The sequence below is a fragment of the Solibacillus faecavium genome (assembly GCF_014836905.1).
Classification (GTDB): Bacteria; Bacillota; Bacilli; order Bacillales_A; family Planococcaceae; genus Solibacillus; species Solibacillus faecavium.
Window position 1 is genome coordinate 319449 of record NZ_JACSPZ010000003.1, and the last position, 15818, is coordinate 335266.

Consider the following 15818-nt stretch of genomic DNA (forward strand, 5'->3'; position numbering starts at 1 on the left):
CCCTCTAACTATGAAGTGGTATTTCAAACGATACCTTTGTCCATGATCCTAGCTTACTTTCGATAATTAACTGAGTATCATAATATTTTGTCAATCTTCTATTAATATTGGCAATGCCAATTCCCCGTTCTTTTTGATTGGACATACCTAGCAACTCTGAAATTTTATTTGAAGGAATACCGACCCCTGTATCATAAACCGTCACCACTAAGTGTGAATGTATTTTATTAATCGATACTCTAATTATACTAAAATCCTCTTTAGGACAAATGCCATGATTAATAGCATTTTCCACTAATGGCTGAATTGAAAGAGGGAGAATCGATTCTGCTAATGCATCCGGATCTACATTAAATTCAATCTGAAGCTTCTCGCCGAATCGTGCCTGTTCAATCGCTATATACGAATGTAACAGCTTTATTTCTTTCTCAACTGAAACATACATTTCCTGAGAATTAAATTCAAAAGATTGTCTTAAAAAGCTGCTGAAATGAGATAGTAACTGAGCTGCCTTTTTTCCGTCTGAATAGCAAAGGGACATTACACTCGTCAATGTATTGAAGAAAAAGTGCGGTTTAATTTGTGCTACTAAATAAGCTTGCTCTGTCACATCCAGTTCGTGAGTCAAGAGGTCATTTCTTTTGTATGAATGATTAACGCGTATCGTCAAATATATAGCGAGGGCAATTGCATAAAATAGTATATTTAAGAACCCGAGCTGCAATTTAGATGTGAAGCCAAAGCTATAGAGCAATAAATTAATATTATAAATATTAATATTCAACATACTGAACATAATAATTTTCTGTTGATAATCACGTGCAACATCTTTTTTAAAATAAAAATACAACATTTTTATCATCATATATAAATATACAAAGCAATTTAACACTATAAAAATCGGCAAAAAGGAATGATAGAAATTTAACGTTGTCAATAAAATAACGAGTACATAAAATGTGTAGACAAAAATTAATACATTTTTAAACAAAGGGTTAAGCAGTCTTTGATCAATTTGCGTAACAATGAGAATTAAGGAAATTGTCGCAAGAAATATGGAAGTATCTTTAATTTTAAATAGCGCTTCAAATGATAGGCTTGGTATAAGATAAAGAATTGTTCTTTCGCTTAAGCATAAATTTACTAGAGCAAAAAATATACATGACAACGCAAAGGCAAGAATAAAAAATTCTTTCCTCCTGTATCTTTCCACGAACAAATATAAAAATATATAAAGCATGCCGATTGTCAATAAGATTGCAAGGATCCCTAATTCGAATATCACATGTTTAAAGCTTTCACTAACTAAAACATCCTGTTCACCAAAATAGATGGAATTAGAGATGCCTGCACTGTTGTAGGAAAAATCGGTCACTTGAATAATAATCTCTAACTGTTCTTTATCTGGTTGGAAGAAAATTAATTTTGGTATATTTCCTTCTGTATAATTTGTTTGTTGTTTAGCTACAAATCCTTCTTCACTAACCAATTTACCGTTAATAAAAATTTTACTCGCACTGCGGATATTTTGTTTTTTTATGCCAAGCACTTGATCGGTAGGGACATTTTGAATAACAAGCCGATATGTACCGCTCCCTGACTTTTCAGCCTCAGTCGACCAAGTTCCAGGTACCTCTATATATTTAGGATTTTTTGAAATACCTCTTTCAAATTGCTCTTGATCATATAACTGACTTTCATAAAATTCCCATGTTCCATCAAGCGGGATTAATTTCTCCTTATTAAATGATGTACTAACCAAATCCAATTGACCTTGTAATGCAAAAGCTGGCTGATTATTATACAAACTAAAAAGGGGCATTAGTAATAGTAAAGCAATACCAAATAGTACAAGCAGAGCCTTTGTGATTTTTATGTGAATACCTCCAATAGCATTTAAGTAAAAAGCTCTATCTCTAAATTGAACTTTGTAAGATTTTTGTAAGAAATTTCTGTTTGATACATTTATTACATTATTTCATAATAGGATTATAAAGTTTTATAGGTATTAAGTCTATATTTTAATTTGATTATGGAAATGGTTGTAGGTTAATTGCCATGAATATAGCAATAAGTGGAAGGGCTCTCTAGTGAAATTTGTAATGTAAAGAAGCAAATCCCGCAATAATAATTAGGGCTTGCTTTATTAGGCATGCTAAATTTCTATTTTTAAAAAAATATCTATCAATATTTAAAATAATGAATTAAAATTAATATTAGTTATTTTTACCTGTTTGTTATTTGGAAAATAGGGAAAAAGAAATGATAAATTGGGAATTAAAGCATGATACATACATGGAGATACGTTGTATACTATTATTATCAGATATTTCAGTAAAAAGGGGTTGACTAGAGGGAGATGGAATTTACTTATGAAACCAAACGCAATACGCTATTGCTTTGGATAATTACAGGGCTGCCTATGATGGTGGCTTTATATTTTTTCTTTCCTAGTCAGCCAATCGACCTGGAAATTTTTGCGTACTTATTAATATTTGCCATTATTACTACTGCCATTCCATTTCAAGTAGGCGAAACGACAATTGTCCTGTCGCAATGGGTGACGTTAACTGCCTTTCTTCTTTATGGTATCGGTGCAGAAATGATCATTGTCCAATTTAGTCTTATACCGATTATTTATCAAATGAGAAATCGTCCGGATGTGGTTACTCGGGTTTTATTCATTTCCTGGATGTTTGTAGCATCATCGTTTATCGCTGCGGGAGTTGTCCATTTACTGGGGTTTGAAGTGGGGAACACAAATTTAATGCATTTGCTCATATATGGATCAATATTTGCACTTATCCATATGTTTGTAAATCACTTAATCTTATATGTACGTGATCGATTAATAGGGATTAAGGAGAAATTCTTTAGTGAGGATTCAAAATGGGATTACAGCAGTATACTTATTACCTTGCCGTTTTGCATAACATTGGTAATTTTGATCAATGAATTAGGCGTACCGGCAATCTTCCTGTTAGGGGTACCTTTTTTTGTCATTACTTTTGTTGTTAAGATGTACAATATTTCAGAGCGGGTGAATTATTCCCTTAGTAAAGCGAGTGAATTTGGTCATGAGCTTGCTGACCGGCTAAGTGCCCAGCAAATTATGGATTTATTTATTCATCGTGTGAGTCAACTTTTCCCACATGATGCAATCTATATTGTTGATAATCTTAATGGTAAGTATGTTATCCTTCGTGCAAGAATTGATAAACAAGACAGGGAAATCCATACAGATTCCGATTCAATACAAAATTCATTTATTAATGAGTGCTTCCAATCCGAAGAAAAAAGTGTATACGGAAATACAAAAGAATGGATGGAACAGGCACCGGATTTTTTAACATATGATATGAACAGTGTCATGATTGTTCCAATTCATCGAAACCAGCGTACTGAAGGGGTAGTCATTTTAACAGCCCGCAAGAAAAACGCATTCGAAAAGTATCAAATGGATATTGTTCATTTGTTGTCGACGTATTTTGCCGTATCGCTGGAAAAGGCAAAGTATATAAGTGCGGCAGTGGAACGTAGTGAGACGTGTGCATTGACTGGTCTTTATAATTATCGTTACTTAGATAAGATGTTGGCTGTGGAGCAGGATCGTGTGGAGGCCAATCCGCATTTGCAATTCTCCCTATTGATGATGGATATAGATCATTTTAAAAGAATTAATGATACGTACGGTCATCATGCAGGAAACATCGTCCTAAAGGAATTTGCAAAGATATTGGAAAGCTTTGTTCCTGAGGGGGCAGTTTTGGCACGGTATGGAGGGGAAGAATTTGTTATGCTCATTCCTCATCTAAATAAATCTGAAACAGCCGAGCTAGGGGAACAAATACGTCAGAAAATCGAAATCACACCGTTTTTAATTGAGTCTGATTTAACCGAAACGAATCAGGAAGAGATTATTCATATTACAGTAAGCATTGGCGTATCAAATGCCCCAGAAGATACTGACGAAATGATAGGGCTATTAAGAAATGCTGACCGTGCTCTTTATATAGGAGCTAAGCAGGCAGGACGAAATAAAGTAGCCAAATATGTGAAATAATAAAAGCAGTTCAAATTTTACGATGAGTAAAGTTGAACTGCTTTATTTTTTTGTCTACTTCTAAGAAATTATATTCTAAATTGGTTCTTAATTATTGAGTATTCGAGCGATAATTCATACTTTTTTTATCTGAATAATGTATGATATTAATAGGATCATTAAAATTAATTTAAGATTATATTTTAACTATCGGAGGAATGAAAAATGGCAAAGATTTATGTAATTCATGAAAATGATGACTGGACAAGTCATTTAGTTACACGACTAGAAGAGTTGAATTTACCATATGAAACGTGGCATTTAGATGAGGGGATTGTCAATTTATCGGAAGCACCTCCAGAAGGTGTGTTTTATAATCGTATGAGTGCATCCTCACATACACGTGATCACCGCTATGCACCGGAACTGACAGGTGCGGTATTAGATTGGCTTGAATTCCATGGTAGAACGGTTTTAAACGGCAGCAATGCGCTTCGTTTGGAGTTAAGTAAAGTAAAGCAATATACAGCATTAGAAAAGCATGGAGTAAAAACGCCTAAAACCATTGCTGCAGTTGGAAAAAAGCAAATTATAGAAGCAGCAAAAGCACTTAATATTGTGCCCTTTATTACGAAGCATAACCGTGCCGGAAAAGGGTTGGGTGTGCAGTTATTTTACTCAATCGCAGCATTGGAGGAGCATTTAGCGAAGCCCGATTATGAAGAGCCAGTAGATGGTATTGTTCTGATCCAGGAATATATCGAATCTCCAGAGTCATATATTACACGTGTTGAATTTATCGGAGGGCAATACTTCTATTCTGTGCAGGTTGATACATCAGAAGGATTCGAGCTTTGCCCAGCCGATGCATGTCAAATCGGGGATTTGTTTTGCCCGGTAGGTGAGGAGCCAAAAGAGCAGCGGGCGAAGTTTGAAATAGTTGAAAATAATGAAACAAAGCTACTTGAAAATTATGAAGCATTTCTGAAAAATAGTGGGATTGACGTAGCGGGCATTGAATTTATCCGTAATGCAAATGGTGAAATATTTACCTATGATGTAAATACGAATACAAACTACAATTCCGATGCGGAAGCAAAAGAGGGTAAATTTGCAATGCTGCAGCTTGCAAAATTCCTAGGGCAAGAGCTTGAAAAAGTGACGGCACAAACAACACTATCAAAGTAGACTAGCCAAAATAAAACGACCGATAAAGTAGAGAGTTTTCTACCTTTATCGGTCGTTTTTGAATTGCTATTTATGCTTTTTATGTTGCTTCATGCGCTTTACTAAAAAGCCACCTTTAAATGATTTTGGTTCATAAGAAATAATAAATGCTGTTGGTTCATGATGCTGTACGAGCATAAACAGTTCTTTTTCACGATTTCGTTTCGTTAAAATTTCATATTTATAACGTTGGCTGTCACGCCCTTCACCCACATAGGTTGTTAATGCAAACCCTTCGTCGCGAATTACTTTAATAAGTTCTTCGTTGCGGTTTTGTGTATTAATCGTTACGTAAATATAGCCAATCGCAAGCTTTTGCTCAATGCGCGTTCCGATAATAATCCCAAGACCAAACCCGACCGCATAAACGAGCATTGCAAGGAAGCCCTGATCACCACTGAATACAAGTGAAAGACCGAATACGTAAATAAGCATTTCCACAATACCGATAAGTGATGCAAGCATTGTAATATTTTTCACTAGGAAAATTGTGCGTAGTGTAAATAAAGGAACATAAAGTAGTTGTAGTAATAGTATAAGTAAAATTTCTTTCAATGAAATCGAATCCTTTTCTATAAAGAGTATGCTCATCATAATATGTGCCTTGTTCTAATGCAATAGATAGGCATAAATTAGGATTGATTTATTGAATAAAAAATTAGTAAAAAGGTGAAAAGCATTTGTTGCTAAGTGCAATGACAGAATCGATATAAGGTGAATTTATTGAAATGAAGTATTATTTAAGTTAGTGTTGTTAAAAGAGTTGGTAATTAACTTCCTGCCATAAAAAGTATGCTAAATAAGGGTGTAAATTTTTATTTACTAGTATACTTCGGTATAATTACATTGAGTGTATAGGAAGTATAATCAGAGAGAAGGTGTTGGAATGACTATTCTTATTGTAGATGACAATCGAGTGAATCAATTCGTTATTGAGAAGATTCTGAAAAGCGATGGTTATGAAAAATATGTTTCAGTACATTCTGCAAAAGAAATGTTTGACTACTTAGATCCATCCAATGCACCTAAATGCAACGAAATCAACGTCATTTTATTGGATGTTATGATGCCGGAAATGGATGGCATTGAAGCATGTCGTATTTTAAAACAAAATCCACAATGGAAAGATATACAAGTCATTTTTATAACTGCACTTGAGGATAAAGCGAAATTATCTGAAGCTTTAGATGTTGGGGGCATTGATTACATAACAAAGCCAATAAATCGAGTGGAATTGTTAGCTCGTATCCGTGTTGGGAAGCGTTTGAAATCAGAACTCGATTGGCATACAAATCAGGAAAAAGTAATTCAGAGGGAGCTTAATTTAGCAGCGCGTGTCCAACAAAGTTTGTTGAGTCCGCCTGTACAAAAGTCGAACATTGCAATTACGGCTTCCTATTTACCTTCTTCGAATTTAGCAGGAGACTTATATTATTGGGATAAGCTTGATGAAAACCGATATGCGGTAATGCTATTGGATATGATGGGGCATGGCGTATCTGCATCATTAGTTTGCATGTACATTTCTTCAGTTTTAAGGGAAGCGATTAAAAAACTTACAGAACCAGAGCTTGTAATTGCAGAGCTTAATCGCTATATGAACCTACTGCAAAATGAAAAAGAAAATTTACTATACTATTTTACAGGTGTGTATTTTATTGTTGATACGAAAGAAAAAACGTTGGAATATGTAAATGCCGGCCATCCAACCGGTTATGCGCTTATTGATGGGGAAAAGACAGTGCCAATTATACAGACAAGTTATGCTGTAGGTTTTGTAGAGGATATTAAAATCGAGAAGGAAATAATTCATTTTAATTCTTCCATTCAAATCGTACTCTTTACAGACGGCGTATTAGAAGCAATGGGTGATTGTGATATTGAGGCTGATAACGAGCTACGTAAAATTGCAAGTAGTGCATGGTCAACAGAAGTACCGCCAATTGATTACTTATTAGAAAAAGAATTACAGCATGATCAGCCGGATGATATGTGTGTACTGCTTCTACAGGCAAACGGTAATGAGATTTCCAGTAGCACTAAGAAGTTAGTACCAAATCAAATAGATGATGAAACGAATAGTGAAACAAAAAAATCAATTTTCTCTCAGTGAGAAAATTGATTTTTTTATCGTTTTTATAATTTTTTTTGGTAAATACGTTCTGCTGAATTGATTGTACGGTATTTATGTGCCAGGGGTGTAAATTGTAATGTTTCTTTATCACCTAACCCTAAAAAGCCATTCGGTGCTAAGCTGTCATAAAATAAGCGGTGCACATCATGCTGTAGATCTGGTGAGAAATATATAAGCACATTGCGGCAAATAATAACATCGAATTCCTGAAATGAGTGATCTGTTACTAAATTATGCTGGGCGAACATAATATTTTCTCGTAAATACGGGTGGAACGAAGCAAAGCTATTATCTGTTTTGTAATATTGAGAAAAGCCTTCCGTTCCACCGGCTAAAATATAATTCTTTGTGTAAGCTTGCATTTTCTGAAGAGGGAAGGCACCCTGCTGCGCTTTTTTCAAAACACTTTCATTCATATCAGTCGCATACATCACTGTACGATCAAGCAGGCCCTCTTCCTGAAGTAAAATAGCCATTGAATATACTTCTTCACCCGTCGCACAGCCAGCATGCCAAACACGTATTTTTTCGAGCTTTTTTAATTGAGGAACGATATTTTCACGAAGTGCTCTAAAGAAAGAAGGGTCTCTGAACATCTCGGTTACATTAATTGAAAAATCATTCAGCAATATATTTAAAAGCTTTTCATCATAAATAATTGACTCTGTTAAACGGGATATAGTGGGAATATTATTTATTCGCATCCGATGCTCAATTCGACGTAATATAGATTGCTGATTATATTGCCGAAAATCGAAACCCGATAATGAGTACAGAGCCTCTAATAGTAAACTAACTTCTAACTTTTTCTTATCCATTTTTTAAACGTTCCCTACTTGTTAACCATACTGTTAATACAGAAAATAGTTGATCTAAATTTAAAGGTTTGCTTATATAATCTGATGCTCCGACTTCAAATGCACGGTCACGATCTTGTTTCATCGCTTTTGCAGTTAATGCAATAATCGGCAGCTCTGTTAACTGCAAATCATAGCGAATACGTTGCATCGTTTCGTAGCCATCCATTTCAGGCATCATAATATCCATTAGCACGGCATCAACGCGAGTAGCCGTTTGTAAAATATTCAAGCACTCCAAGCCGTTAGTAGCTTCCAGCACGTGAACACCTTTTTGTTCTAAAGCTTGGCGTAAAGCATAAATATTTCGATGATCATCATCGACTATTAAAATATGCTTTTGGTCAAATATCGTTTTTGGAGGCGTTACTGGAACTGGAAGGGCAGGAGAAGCATCTGTAAATGCAACTTCCTGTTCGGAAATCAGTGTAGTAACATTTCCTTCCGGCAGACTAGGTAAATAAACTGTAAATGTACTGCCTTCGCCTTCTTTACTTCGTAACGTAATCCATCCGCCTAAAAGCTTAACGACTTCCCGGCAGATCGATAAGCCTAGTCCTGTACCGCCATATTTGCGGACGGTTGCTCCATCGGCTTGCTGGAACGATTCAAAGACAAGCTGCTGCTTATCTTGAGGAATACCTATACCAGTATCCGTCACGTTAATCGTTAGCCACGTATCACTAATTTGTTTCATTGCTGGTGTAACCTGTGCCATTTCCACCTTCACATCAACAGAACCTTGCTCGGTAAATTTCAATGCATTTGATAATAAATTATTCAAAATTTGGTGGAAGCGTTTCACATCAGTGTGGAAAATTTCTACCATGTTTTGAGCGACATCAACATTTAAATCAAGTTCTTTTTGTTTGGCAATTGGTGAGAACAAATTATGGACATGCTGTGGAATTTCATGAACATCCATTTCTCTAAACCATAAATCCATTTTGCCTGCTTCCACTTTAGATAAATCTAAAATATCGTTAATCAGATTTAATAAATCTTCACCTGAATCATGAATAACCTTGGCATATTCTAAATCATCGTCAGATAAACGATTATCATTATTTTCCGACAGCATCTCGGATAATATTAAAATACTATTAAGCGGTGTACGTAGCTCATGTGACATATTCGCTAAAAACTCAGATTTATAATTTGAGCTTTGACGCAACTGTTCAGCACTTTCTTGTAGCTCGATCTGTGCTTTCTCCAGTGCGTGCGTTTTTTGCTCTGCATCGCGTGTACGTTCCTCAAGACGCTCATTAATTGTAGTAAGTTCTTCTGTTTGCATTTTCAATTCTTCAGATTGTGTTTGTAACTCTTCTGATTGAACTTGTAATTCTTCGGTCATTGCCTGTGACTCATTTAAAAGACGAATAACTTCCATCCGTCCGATAATACTGTTAATCGTCACGCCTAAATGCACGACTACTTCTTTAATTAAAGCGCGGTGATGTTCATTATATTTCTTTAAAGATGCTAGTTCCAATACTGCGATAACGTCATTCCCGAAAAATACAGGAACAATAATTCCGTTTGAAATCGGTATATTTCCTAAAGCTGTTTCAAGGTAATGGAAGCTATTTTCTTTATTTTCATAGCTTAGTACACGTTTTTCCTTCACACTTTGACCGACGAACCCTTGTCCGACCATAAAGCTTTGACGTCCGACATCATCACCTGTCTCGGCAAAAGCCGCAATCTTGTTGAACTGGTTAGTATTGCGTACATCTTGAATATAAAAAGCACCATACACTGACTGTGTTCGGGTAGTTATAGAATTGAGTAATACTTCACCCAGTTCATCAAGCGAGTGTACGCCCTGATAGGCTGTTACAATTTCAGCTAAATTTCTTTGGAACCATTGACGATTTTCCATTGTAGCTAGGAGCATATTCGTTGCATCAACTAGATCTCGCACTTCATCATTTGTTTTCGCAACAATGCGCTTACGGTTTTTGCCGTCTGTTTTGTTCATATCTTCAATCGCTTCAGTTACTTCATTGATTGATCCCGCAATATTTCGGGAAATCATTGTAAATACGATAATCGTAATTACTGCAATGAGAGAGAGAATCGCAAAAAGACCATATGTTAAATCGGTATTTCGTTCATTCAGTACTGATACCTGTTGCTGAATATTTTCAGTCTCGACAGTACGGAATGCGGTAAAATTCTGTTGCATTTCACTAATCGCTACACTGCTTAATTCTCCATTGAACAACGCGTTTATCTGATCACTGTCATCTCGTGTAATGGCAGTTAATAAGGGTTGTCCGATGTTGTTTATCCAATTATTAATACTATTATAAATAGGAGTAAGCTGGTTTTCGTCAGTAGAGTAATTATTTACGAGATTATTAAGTTCCTCATAACTTGCTTCCCAAGTAGCGACTTCATCCTTATACGTATCTAAATACTTTTCGTTGTTTGTAATTAAGTAACGATGTAACGATGACTCTAGGTTAAGAATTTTTCGCTCTAAATTATTCGACATTACACGCATTGAGGAATCATACTTAATAATAGCGTTTCGCTCTTCCTGTAAACTGGTTATTTGATTGTTTAACACAACTGCAGAAACAACTAAACATAAAATTAAAATAATATAACCACTAGTAATTTTAAAGCCAATCCCAATTTTCCGTTTTTTATTCATTTTAATCCTACCTTTAATTAAGATTTCTTTTAGTAAGTATACTATAACTTAGTAGGGTGTACGAAAATAGAGGATTATAACATTTTTTTGTTTTTTATATACTATTTACCTATTTAAAATGAGTCGAGCTTACCATATTGACCTCCACCACCACCAACTATCTTCATTTCCCCACTTTTTGCAATCATAAACCTTTTTGCGAGATTTTCTGGAATTATTTTTTTTATTTCTTCAAATGTGGCGTTATGGAGTATACTCATCTCTGTTCCAAATGCATTTAAAAGCTTTTCAATCGTTTTAGGACCAATGCCCGGAATGAAGTCGAGTGGGATTTGGTGAATGTAAGGCGGTCGTTGTATTTCTTCATACTCAGCATCAGATAATTCCTTGATTCTTTTGGCGACGCCTTTAATAAGCTGTTCTTTTCCGCATTGAGGGCAACGCAAAAAGTCGTCATTTAAAATTTGTTCCCCACAATTGACGCATACGGTTTCATAATATTTACCAAGCAGGGGGTTTAAACCATAATTTGCAGTAATCGTTCTGCCATCTTGTTGATGAAGCACTTTTTTCAGTTCTACAAAATTGGCATCCATCACTTTCATTCTCTGATATTCACGCGCCAGTTTTCCAAGAGAATGCGCATCTGAATTTGTCACAAAACTATAGCGGGCTAATTCTTTAATTCCGCTTACCATTGTCGTATCCGAACTTAATCCTAATTCAATTGCATCAATTAAGTCAGGGTCGAACACTTCAGTTAAGCTTTTCTTCACACCTTTTCCAAATAAGCTTTTAAATGGAGTAAAGACGTGAGCAGGAATAAATAAACCACCAAGTTCATGCACTTTTTGCTGTAAGACACGTCCATCACAATACATACGCTGAGAGCTTAAATGAATATTTTTCTGAAGAGGGCACATCCAGTCCGAAAACTGTTTCATCTTATTAATAGAAGGCATATAGCAAAGCACATGGATGGGTCCGTGGCAATTTGCATCATAAATTTCGATTTCTGACCCTAGAATGAGCGTTGTCTTTTTAAAACGAACCCCGCCTTCCGGTAACTCAATGGCCTTTTGCTCACGAACAAGCTGTTCTATTTCGTCAAGAACTTCAGGTGATTGGCAATCGATAATACCAATCAAATCTAAACCCTTTCTTGATGTAGCGGTTTCTAATATATTGGTAAGAGTTAAATTATTGCTACCCGTTATTTTTACTGCACGTCCATTTTGTGTCCGCCCAATATGTATATGCAAATCTGCATAAATTTCCTTCCACATCTTGTCCACTTCCTTTATTCATATTTATTAAAAGAATACCCGTAATGGGAAAATTTATAGTAGGGAAGGGAAAAATTGTCGGCTTGGCTTTCGGGAAAAATAATTTAAAGGATTTTTTTCATTTCATTCCATTTTTCCATTGCAGCGTTCTCGTCAAACGTACTTAATACACGATAGTTTTCATCATCCAGAATTCGATAATGAGCGCTTAAATAATTTTGCTGAAGACGATGATTTTTAAATTCATCAATATTTTTCCACCAAATGTAGCCACCCAGCGTTTTTTCTTTCGGAGTGATAATGACATCATGCGCCGTAAGCTCGATTACTTCCATCGGGTCACCGCCGATTTTATTTTGTAGTGTAGGGCTGTGGCGAAATAGGGCACAGATGGCAATAGTAGTTGTCCAATTTGCAAGTGTACGGTCTTTTTCAATTTGAACGAGTGTCTTTTTGGAAATTCCTAAAATTTCAGCCATCTTATCTTGTGTGAAATTATTTTCTGTTCGGATAAGTTTTAAACTTTCCGAAGTAATTTGCATAATAAATTGTCTATCCATTTTATCACCTCATGTAAGAAAAGCAGCCTTAACAAAATCGCTAAGGCCACCTCCATTAATCTTATCCTTCTTTATCTTTTCCTAACAGTTTATTTGAAATAAAGAGCCCGATTGCTCCAATGGCAATGAATGAAATGGAGCGAATTAAGATGTCGAGTTCAGATAAATCAAAGAAAATCATTTTAATAATGCCGAAAAACAGCAAGCCTATTCCAACAAGCTTCAAGTTTCGGTAACTTCGTTTTGCTGCTAAAAATAGTGACAAGCTAGCGATAACGAAGATTGAGACTGTATTTAAGATTACAGCTGAGTTCCAATTGATGAGATCATGATAGTTCATGAAATGCGTCATATTAAACAGCCATATAATTGAAATAATCATACCGGCAATCGTCAATTGTTCTGTATAGCGGGCGATAAAAGCTTCATAGTTTTTATAAATAATACCGCGCTTCCATAAATCTGCTACGATTGCCCATAAAACAGCAATATATAAAATACGGACAAGTATCGCGACTACAATCGCTCGTTCATCAACCCATGTATTCACTAGTAATATGAGCCACACAAATCCGTAAATTCCACCGGCAAGGAACGGAAGCAACCGGCCGATAAACGCTCGGTTAACCATAACAATTCCTGCAAAGCCAATCGCAACTACGCTAAACCATAAAAAATTAGTGAATTGCATCGGCATATACGCCCAGTCTAATTTCCAAATGTATAGTAGCCCCGCAGCATAGAGTAGGGGTGGGAATAGATCACGTAATCCTATAATCCATTCTTTATTTTCTACTGGCTCACGGTTAGATCGAAGCAGCATTGCATATAAACCTGCGAGCATAGCGATGACGAGTACCATTGTTACATGCTCCATCGAGAAAAACGGTTGAACAGAATAAAAAGTAAAAACATAAATAGCCAGTATTGAAAACGTAATACCCTTTACCCATTTCATAAAAATGATGTCATGCTTCACAGCGAGTATTAATCCTGCAAATGAAACAAGTACGAATAAAAGGAACATAACTTCTTGTGAAATATTCAGTTGCGCAATAATGTTTAAAATTGTTAAGACTGATAGTGTAGCAAACATATCAATTAACAGTTTATCTGCACGTTTAAACGCAATGTATAACGAACCGGCTAAAGCTCCCAGCATTAAACCTAATACAATTAAAAGCTCCATATCTTTATTAATTAGCAATCCATTAATCAGTGATAGGACAATAATGGTAAAGGTAAAGAGCATACTTGCATTTCGTTTGCTATTGCTCGAATACAAACGTAAATAACTTATTAAAAAGACACAGTATAACGTGAGCATTGCAAGTGCAAAGAACAAAATTTGTTCATTATGGAATGCCGATACAATTGCCAATGCCAATATTGAAAAAGCCATACCAATATAAAGGGCTTTTCGCTGTTTATGTTTCCAAATAACAATCTGTACAGTAGTAAATAGCAATACTATGAAAATACCAATGATCAACTCACTAAATTCCATATATTCAAGTAAATAAGGAAGCAGCAGCGATGTAAATACAACGAGCGCTGTTAATGCTTCATTGCCTTTTAAATAGCTAATGAATACGCCGTAAATAATGTAAATTAGTGCAAGGACGAGTGCAACGTAAAGGCTCAGTACATCATATATGATTGCTCCTGCAGCCGTAACTAAAATCCCGACGATGAATGCACCGCCGTAAAGAGATAAGGCTACAACCCGTGATCCCTTTTGCTTTTTCTCCATCCAATATGCACATACAGCAAGACCGACAGATAACATAAAGCCAGCAATTATTTTTACACTGTCTGATAAGAAGCCATAATCACTAACAAGCTTTAAGCCCCAAAGGACTCCGAGCACTAAAATAACCATGAAAATTCTAGGGAGTGCACGGGTAAATGTTTCTTCGAGAGATCGTTGTGCCTTTTTAGGCTCTGTCTCCTTAGGCGTTGTTTCTTTAGGTGGGACAGGTTGCTTAATGACAAGTGTATCTTTTGGTTGGGCCTTTACAGCAGGAACGGATGTTGTCATTTTATTTTGTGCGGGTACGACTTTCTCGAACTTCGTATGTTCCTTTAAATGCTGGACCTCAGCTTTTAATGTACGTAACTCCTGTTCAAGTGCACCAATCCGTTCTAACATTTCAGATTCTTTTTCCAAACATCTCACCTCTCTTAATATAATACTCAATTAGTGTAATTTTACACTTTAATTCAGCGTATGTAAATAATTTTCGAAAGATTCAACCTTTTGTATGAATTAAAAAATAAGAACGTAGCCCGATTTCTAGAAACTTTTATGTATCTTATTCGTAACAAAGTAGATGAACAAATATATAGGGAGGAATATTCGGTGTTTGGAGAAAAGCCTAAATGTACTATATGCGGTAAAGAAATTAAAGGTGAGGAGGTAGTTTATATTAAAATGCGCTATCCAAAGCGAAAAGGGATGACAGAAATAAAAGCTTATTTAAATAATGAAGGAAGTTTCATGTGTGAAGACTGCTTTCAACAGAAATCGAATTAAATATTAGGGAAACCCTACTACTGAGTTTCCCATTTTTTAAGATAAGGTTACTTATTTTTAATCTCCACTATGTTTTCGTGAATCTTAAATAATACAATCATTAACTCACAGTAAATCCGAATTATAACTGGCCCCAACACAGTGAATATAAGGCACATTAAAAACGAAATAATATCTCCGCTGAAAAGGGAAAATAAAGCAGATAGTAAACCACCGATAATTGTTAATCCGGCCAAAGCCCAAAAAACATACTTAATAATATCTCCTGCAATCATACGGTTGAAATTTAAAAAATCGTTCAATTTTCCAGTCCTTTCTAAAATAGTTTGCAATTCGGTATTAATAAATACTCAGCATTCCTTAAAACCAGGACGACAGCCAAATCCAATCTTTCGACACCAATCACCAGCCCATTAACAAAAATTCAGGAAATTGTTGCTAATTGTATATCCTATGCAAAAGGATTACGCACATATTATCGAATTTTGAAAGAAAATGGGTTGCAACTGTCATT

General features: G+C 35.5%; 12 protein-coding genes. 4 read left to right on the top strand and 8 right to left on the bottom strand.

Annotated elements, in window-relative coordinates:
- Positions 1-4 precede the first annotated feature (4 nt).
- Positions 5-1807: a sensor histidine kinase gene (locus H9635_RS08540; RefSeq protein WP_191699761.1), complete on the bottom strand. Its 1803-nt coding sequence runs from the start codon at positions 1805-1807 to the stop codon at positions 5-7.
- Between the two features lie 552 nt (positions 1808-2359).
- On the opposite strand from H9635_RS08540, the gene H9635_RS08545 reads away from it, so the two are divergent.
- Together H9635_RS08545 and H9635_RS08550 are read left to right on the top strand one after the other, a co-directional pair.
- Positions 2360-4063, top strand: a complete 1704-nt coding sequence (locus H9635_RS08545) for a sensor domain-containing diguanylate cyclase (protein ID WP_191699762.1) — start codon at positions 2360-2362, stop codon at positions 4061-4063.
- Between the two features lie 204 nt (positions 4064-4267).
- Entirely contained in the window at positions 4268-5230 is a 963-nt protein-coding gene (locus tag H9635_RS08550) for an ATP-grasp domain-containing protein (protein ID WP_191699763.1), read from the top strand.
- A 66-nt stretch (positions 5231-5296) separates the two neighbouring features.
- Here H9635_RS08550 and H9635_RS08555 read toward each other — a convergent pair whose 3' ends face one another.
- Positions 5297-5824, bottom strand: a complete 528-nt coding sequence (locus H9635_RS08555; protein WP_191699764.1) for a DUF2179 domain-containing protein — start codon at positions 5822-5824, stop codon at positions 5297-5299.
- 331 nt (positions 5825-6155) lie between these two features.
- Between H9635_RS08555 and H9635_RS08560 the strand changes: the two genes are divergently transcribed.
- On the top strand, positions 6156-7382 hold the full coding sequence (locus H9635_RS08560; RefSeq protein ID WP_191699765.1) for a SpoIIE family protein phosphatase: 1227 nt from the start codon (positions 6156-6158) through the stop codon (positions 7380-7382).
- Positions 7383-7405: 23 nt separating this feature from the next.
- Here the strand turns inward: H9635_RS08560 and H9635_RS08565 are convergent, their stop codons facing one another.
- From H9635_RS08565 to H9635_RS08585, 5 genes are all read right to left on the bottom strand, one after another.
- Positions 7406-8221: a CheR family methyltransferase gene (locus tag H9635_RS08565; RefSeq protein ID WP_191699766.1), complete on the bottom strand. Its 816-nt coding sequence runs from the start codon at positions 8219-8221 to the stop codon at positions 7406-7408.
- Positions 8214-10922: an ATP-binding protein gene (locus tag H9635_RS08570; RefSeq protein ID WP_191699767.1), complete on the bottom strand. Its 2709-nt coding sequence runs from the start codon at positions 10920-10922 to the stop codon at positions 8214-8216. Before H9635_RS08570 ends, H9635_RS08565 begins: the two co-directional genes overlap by 8 nt.
- A gap of 113 nt (positions 10923-11035) precedes the next feature.
- Positions 11036-12208: an endonuclease Q family protein gene (locus H9635_RS08575; protein WP_191699768.1), complete on the bottom strand. Its 1173-nt coding sequence runs from the start codon at positions 12206-12208 to the stop codon at positions 11036-11038.
- A gap of 104 nt (positions 12209-12312) precedes the next feature.
- Positions 12313-12768 carry a helix-turn-helix transcriptional regulator gene (locus H9635_RS08580; RefSeq protein WP_191699769.1) on the bottom strand — a complete coding sequence of 152 codons (456 nt, stop codon included), beginning with the start codon at positions 12766-12768 and terminating at the stop codon, positions 12313-12315.
- A 61-nt stretch (positions 12769-12829) separates the two neighbouring features.
- Complete coding sequence (locus H9635_RS08585; RefSeq protein WP_191699770.1) at positions 12830-14938, bottom strand: DUF2339 domain-containing protein; 2109 nt, start codon at positions 14936-14938, stop codon at positions 12830-12832.
- Positions 14939-15130: 192 nt separating this feature from the next.
- Here H9635_RS08585 and H9635_RS08590 point away from each other — a divergent pair, with 192 nt between their 5' ends.
- Positions 15131-15304 (top strand): Fe3+ hydroxamate ABC transporter substrate-binding protein, encoded by a 174-nt coding sequence (locus tag H9635_RS08590; protein WP_191699771.1) that lies wholly within the window; start codon positions 15131-15133, stop codon positions 15302-15304.
- A 47-nt stretch (positions 15305-15351) separates the two neighbouring features.
- Here the strand turns inward: H9635_RS08590 and H9635_RS08595 are convergent, their stop codons facing one another.
- Entirely contained in the window at positions 15352-15636 is a 285-nt protein-coding gene (locus tag H9635_RS08595; RefSeq protein ID WP_225231200.1) for a DUF4282 domain-containing protein, read from the bottom strand.
- Between the last annotated feature and the right edge of the window lie 182 nt (positions 15637-15818).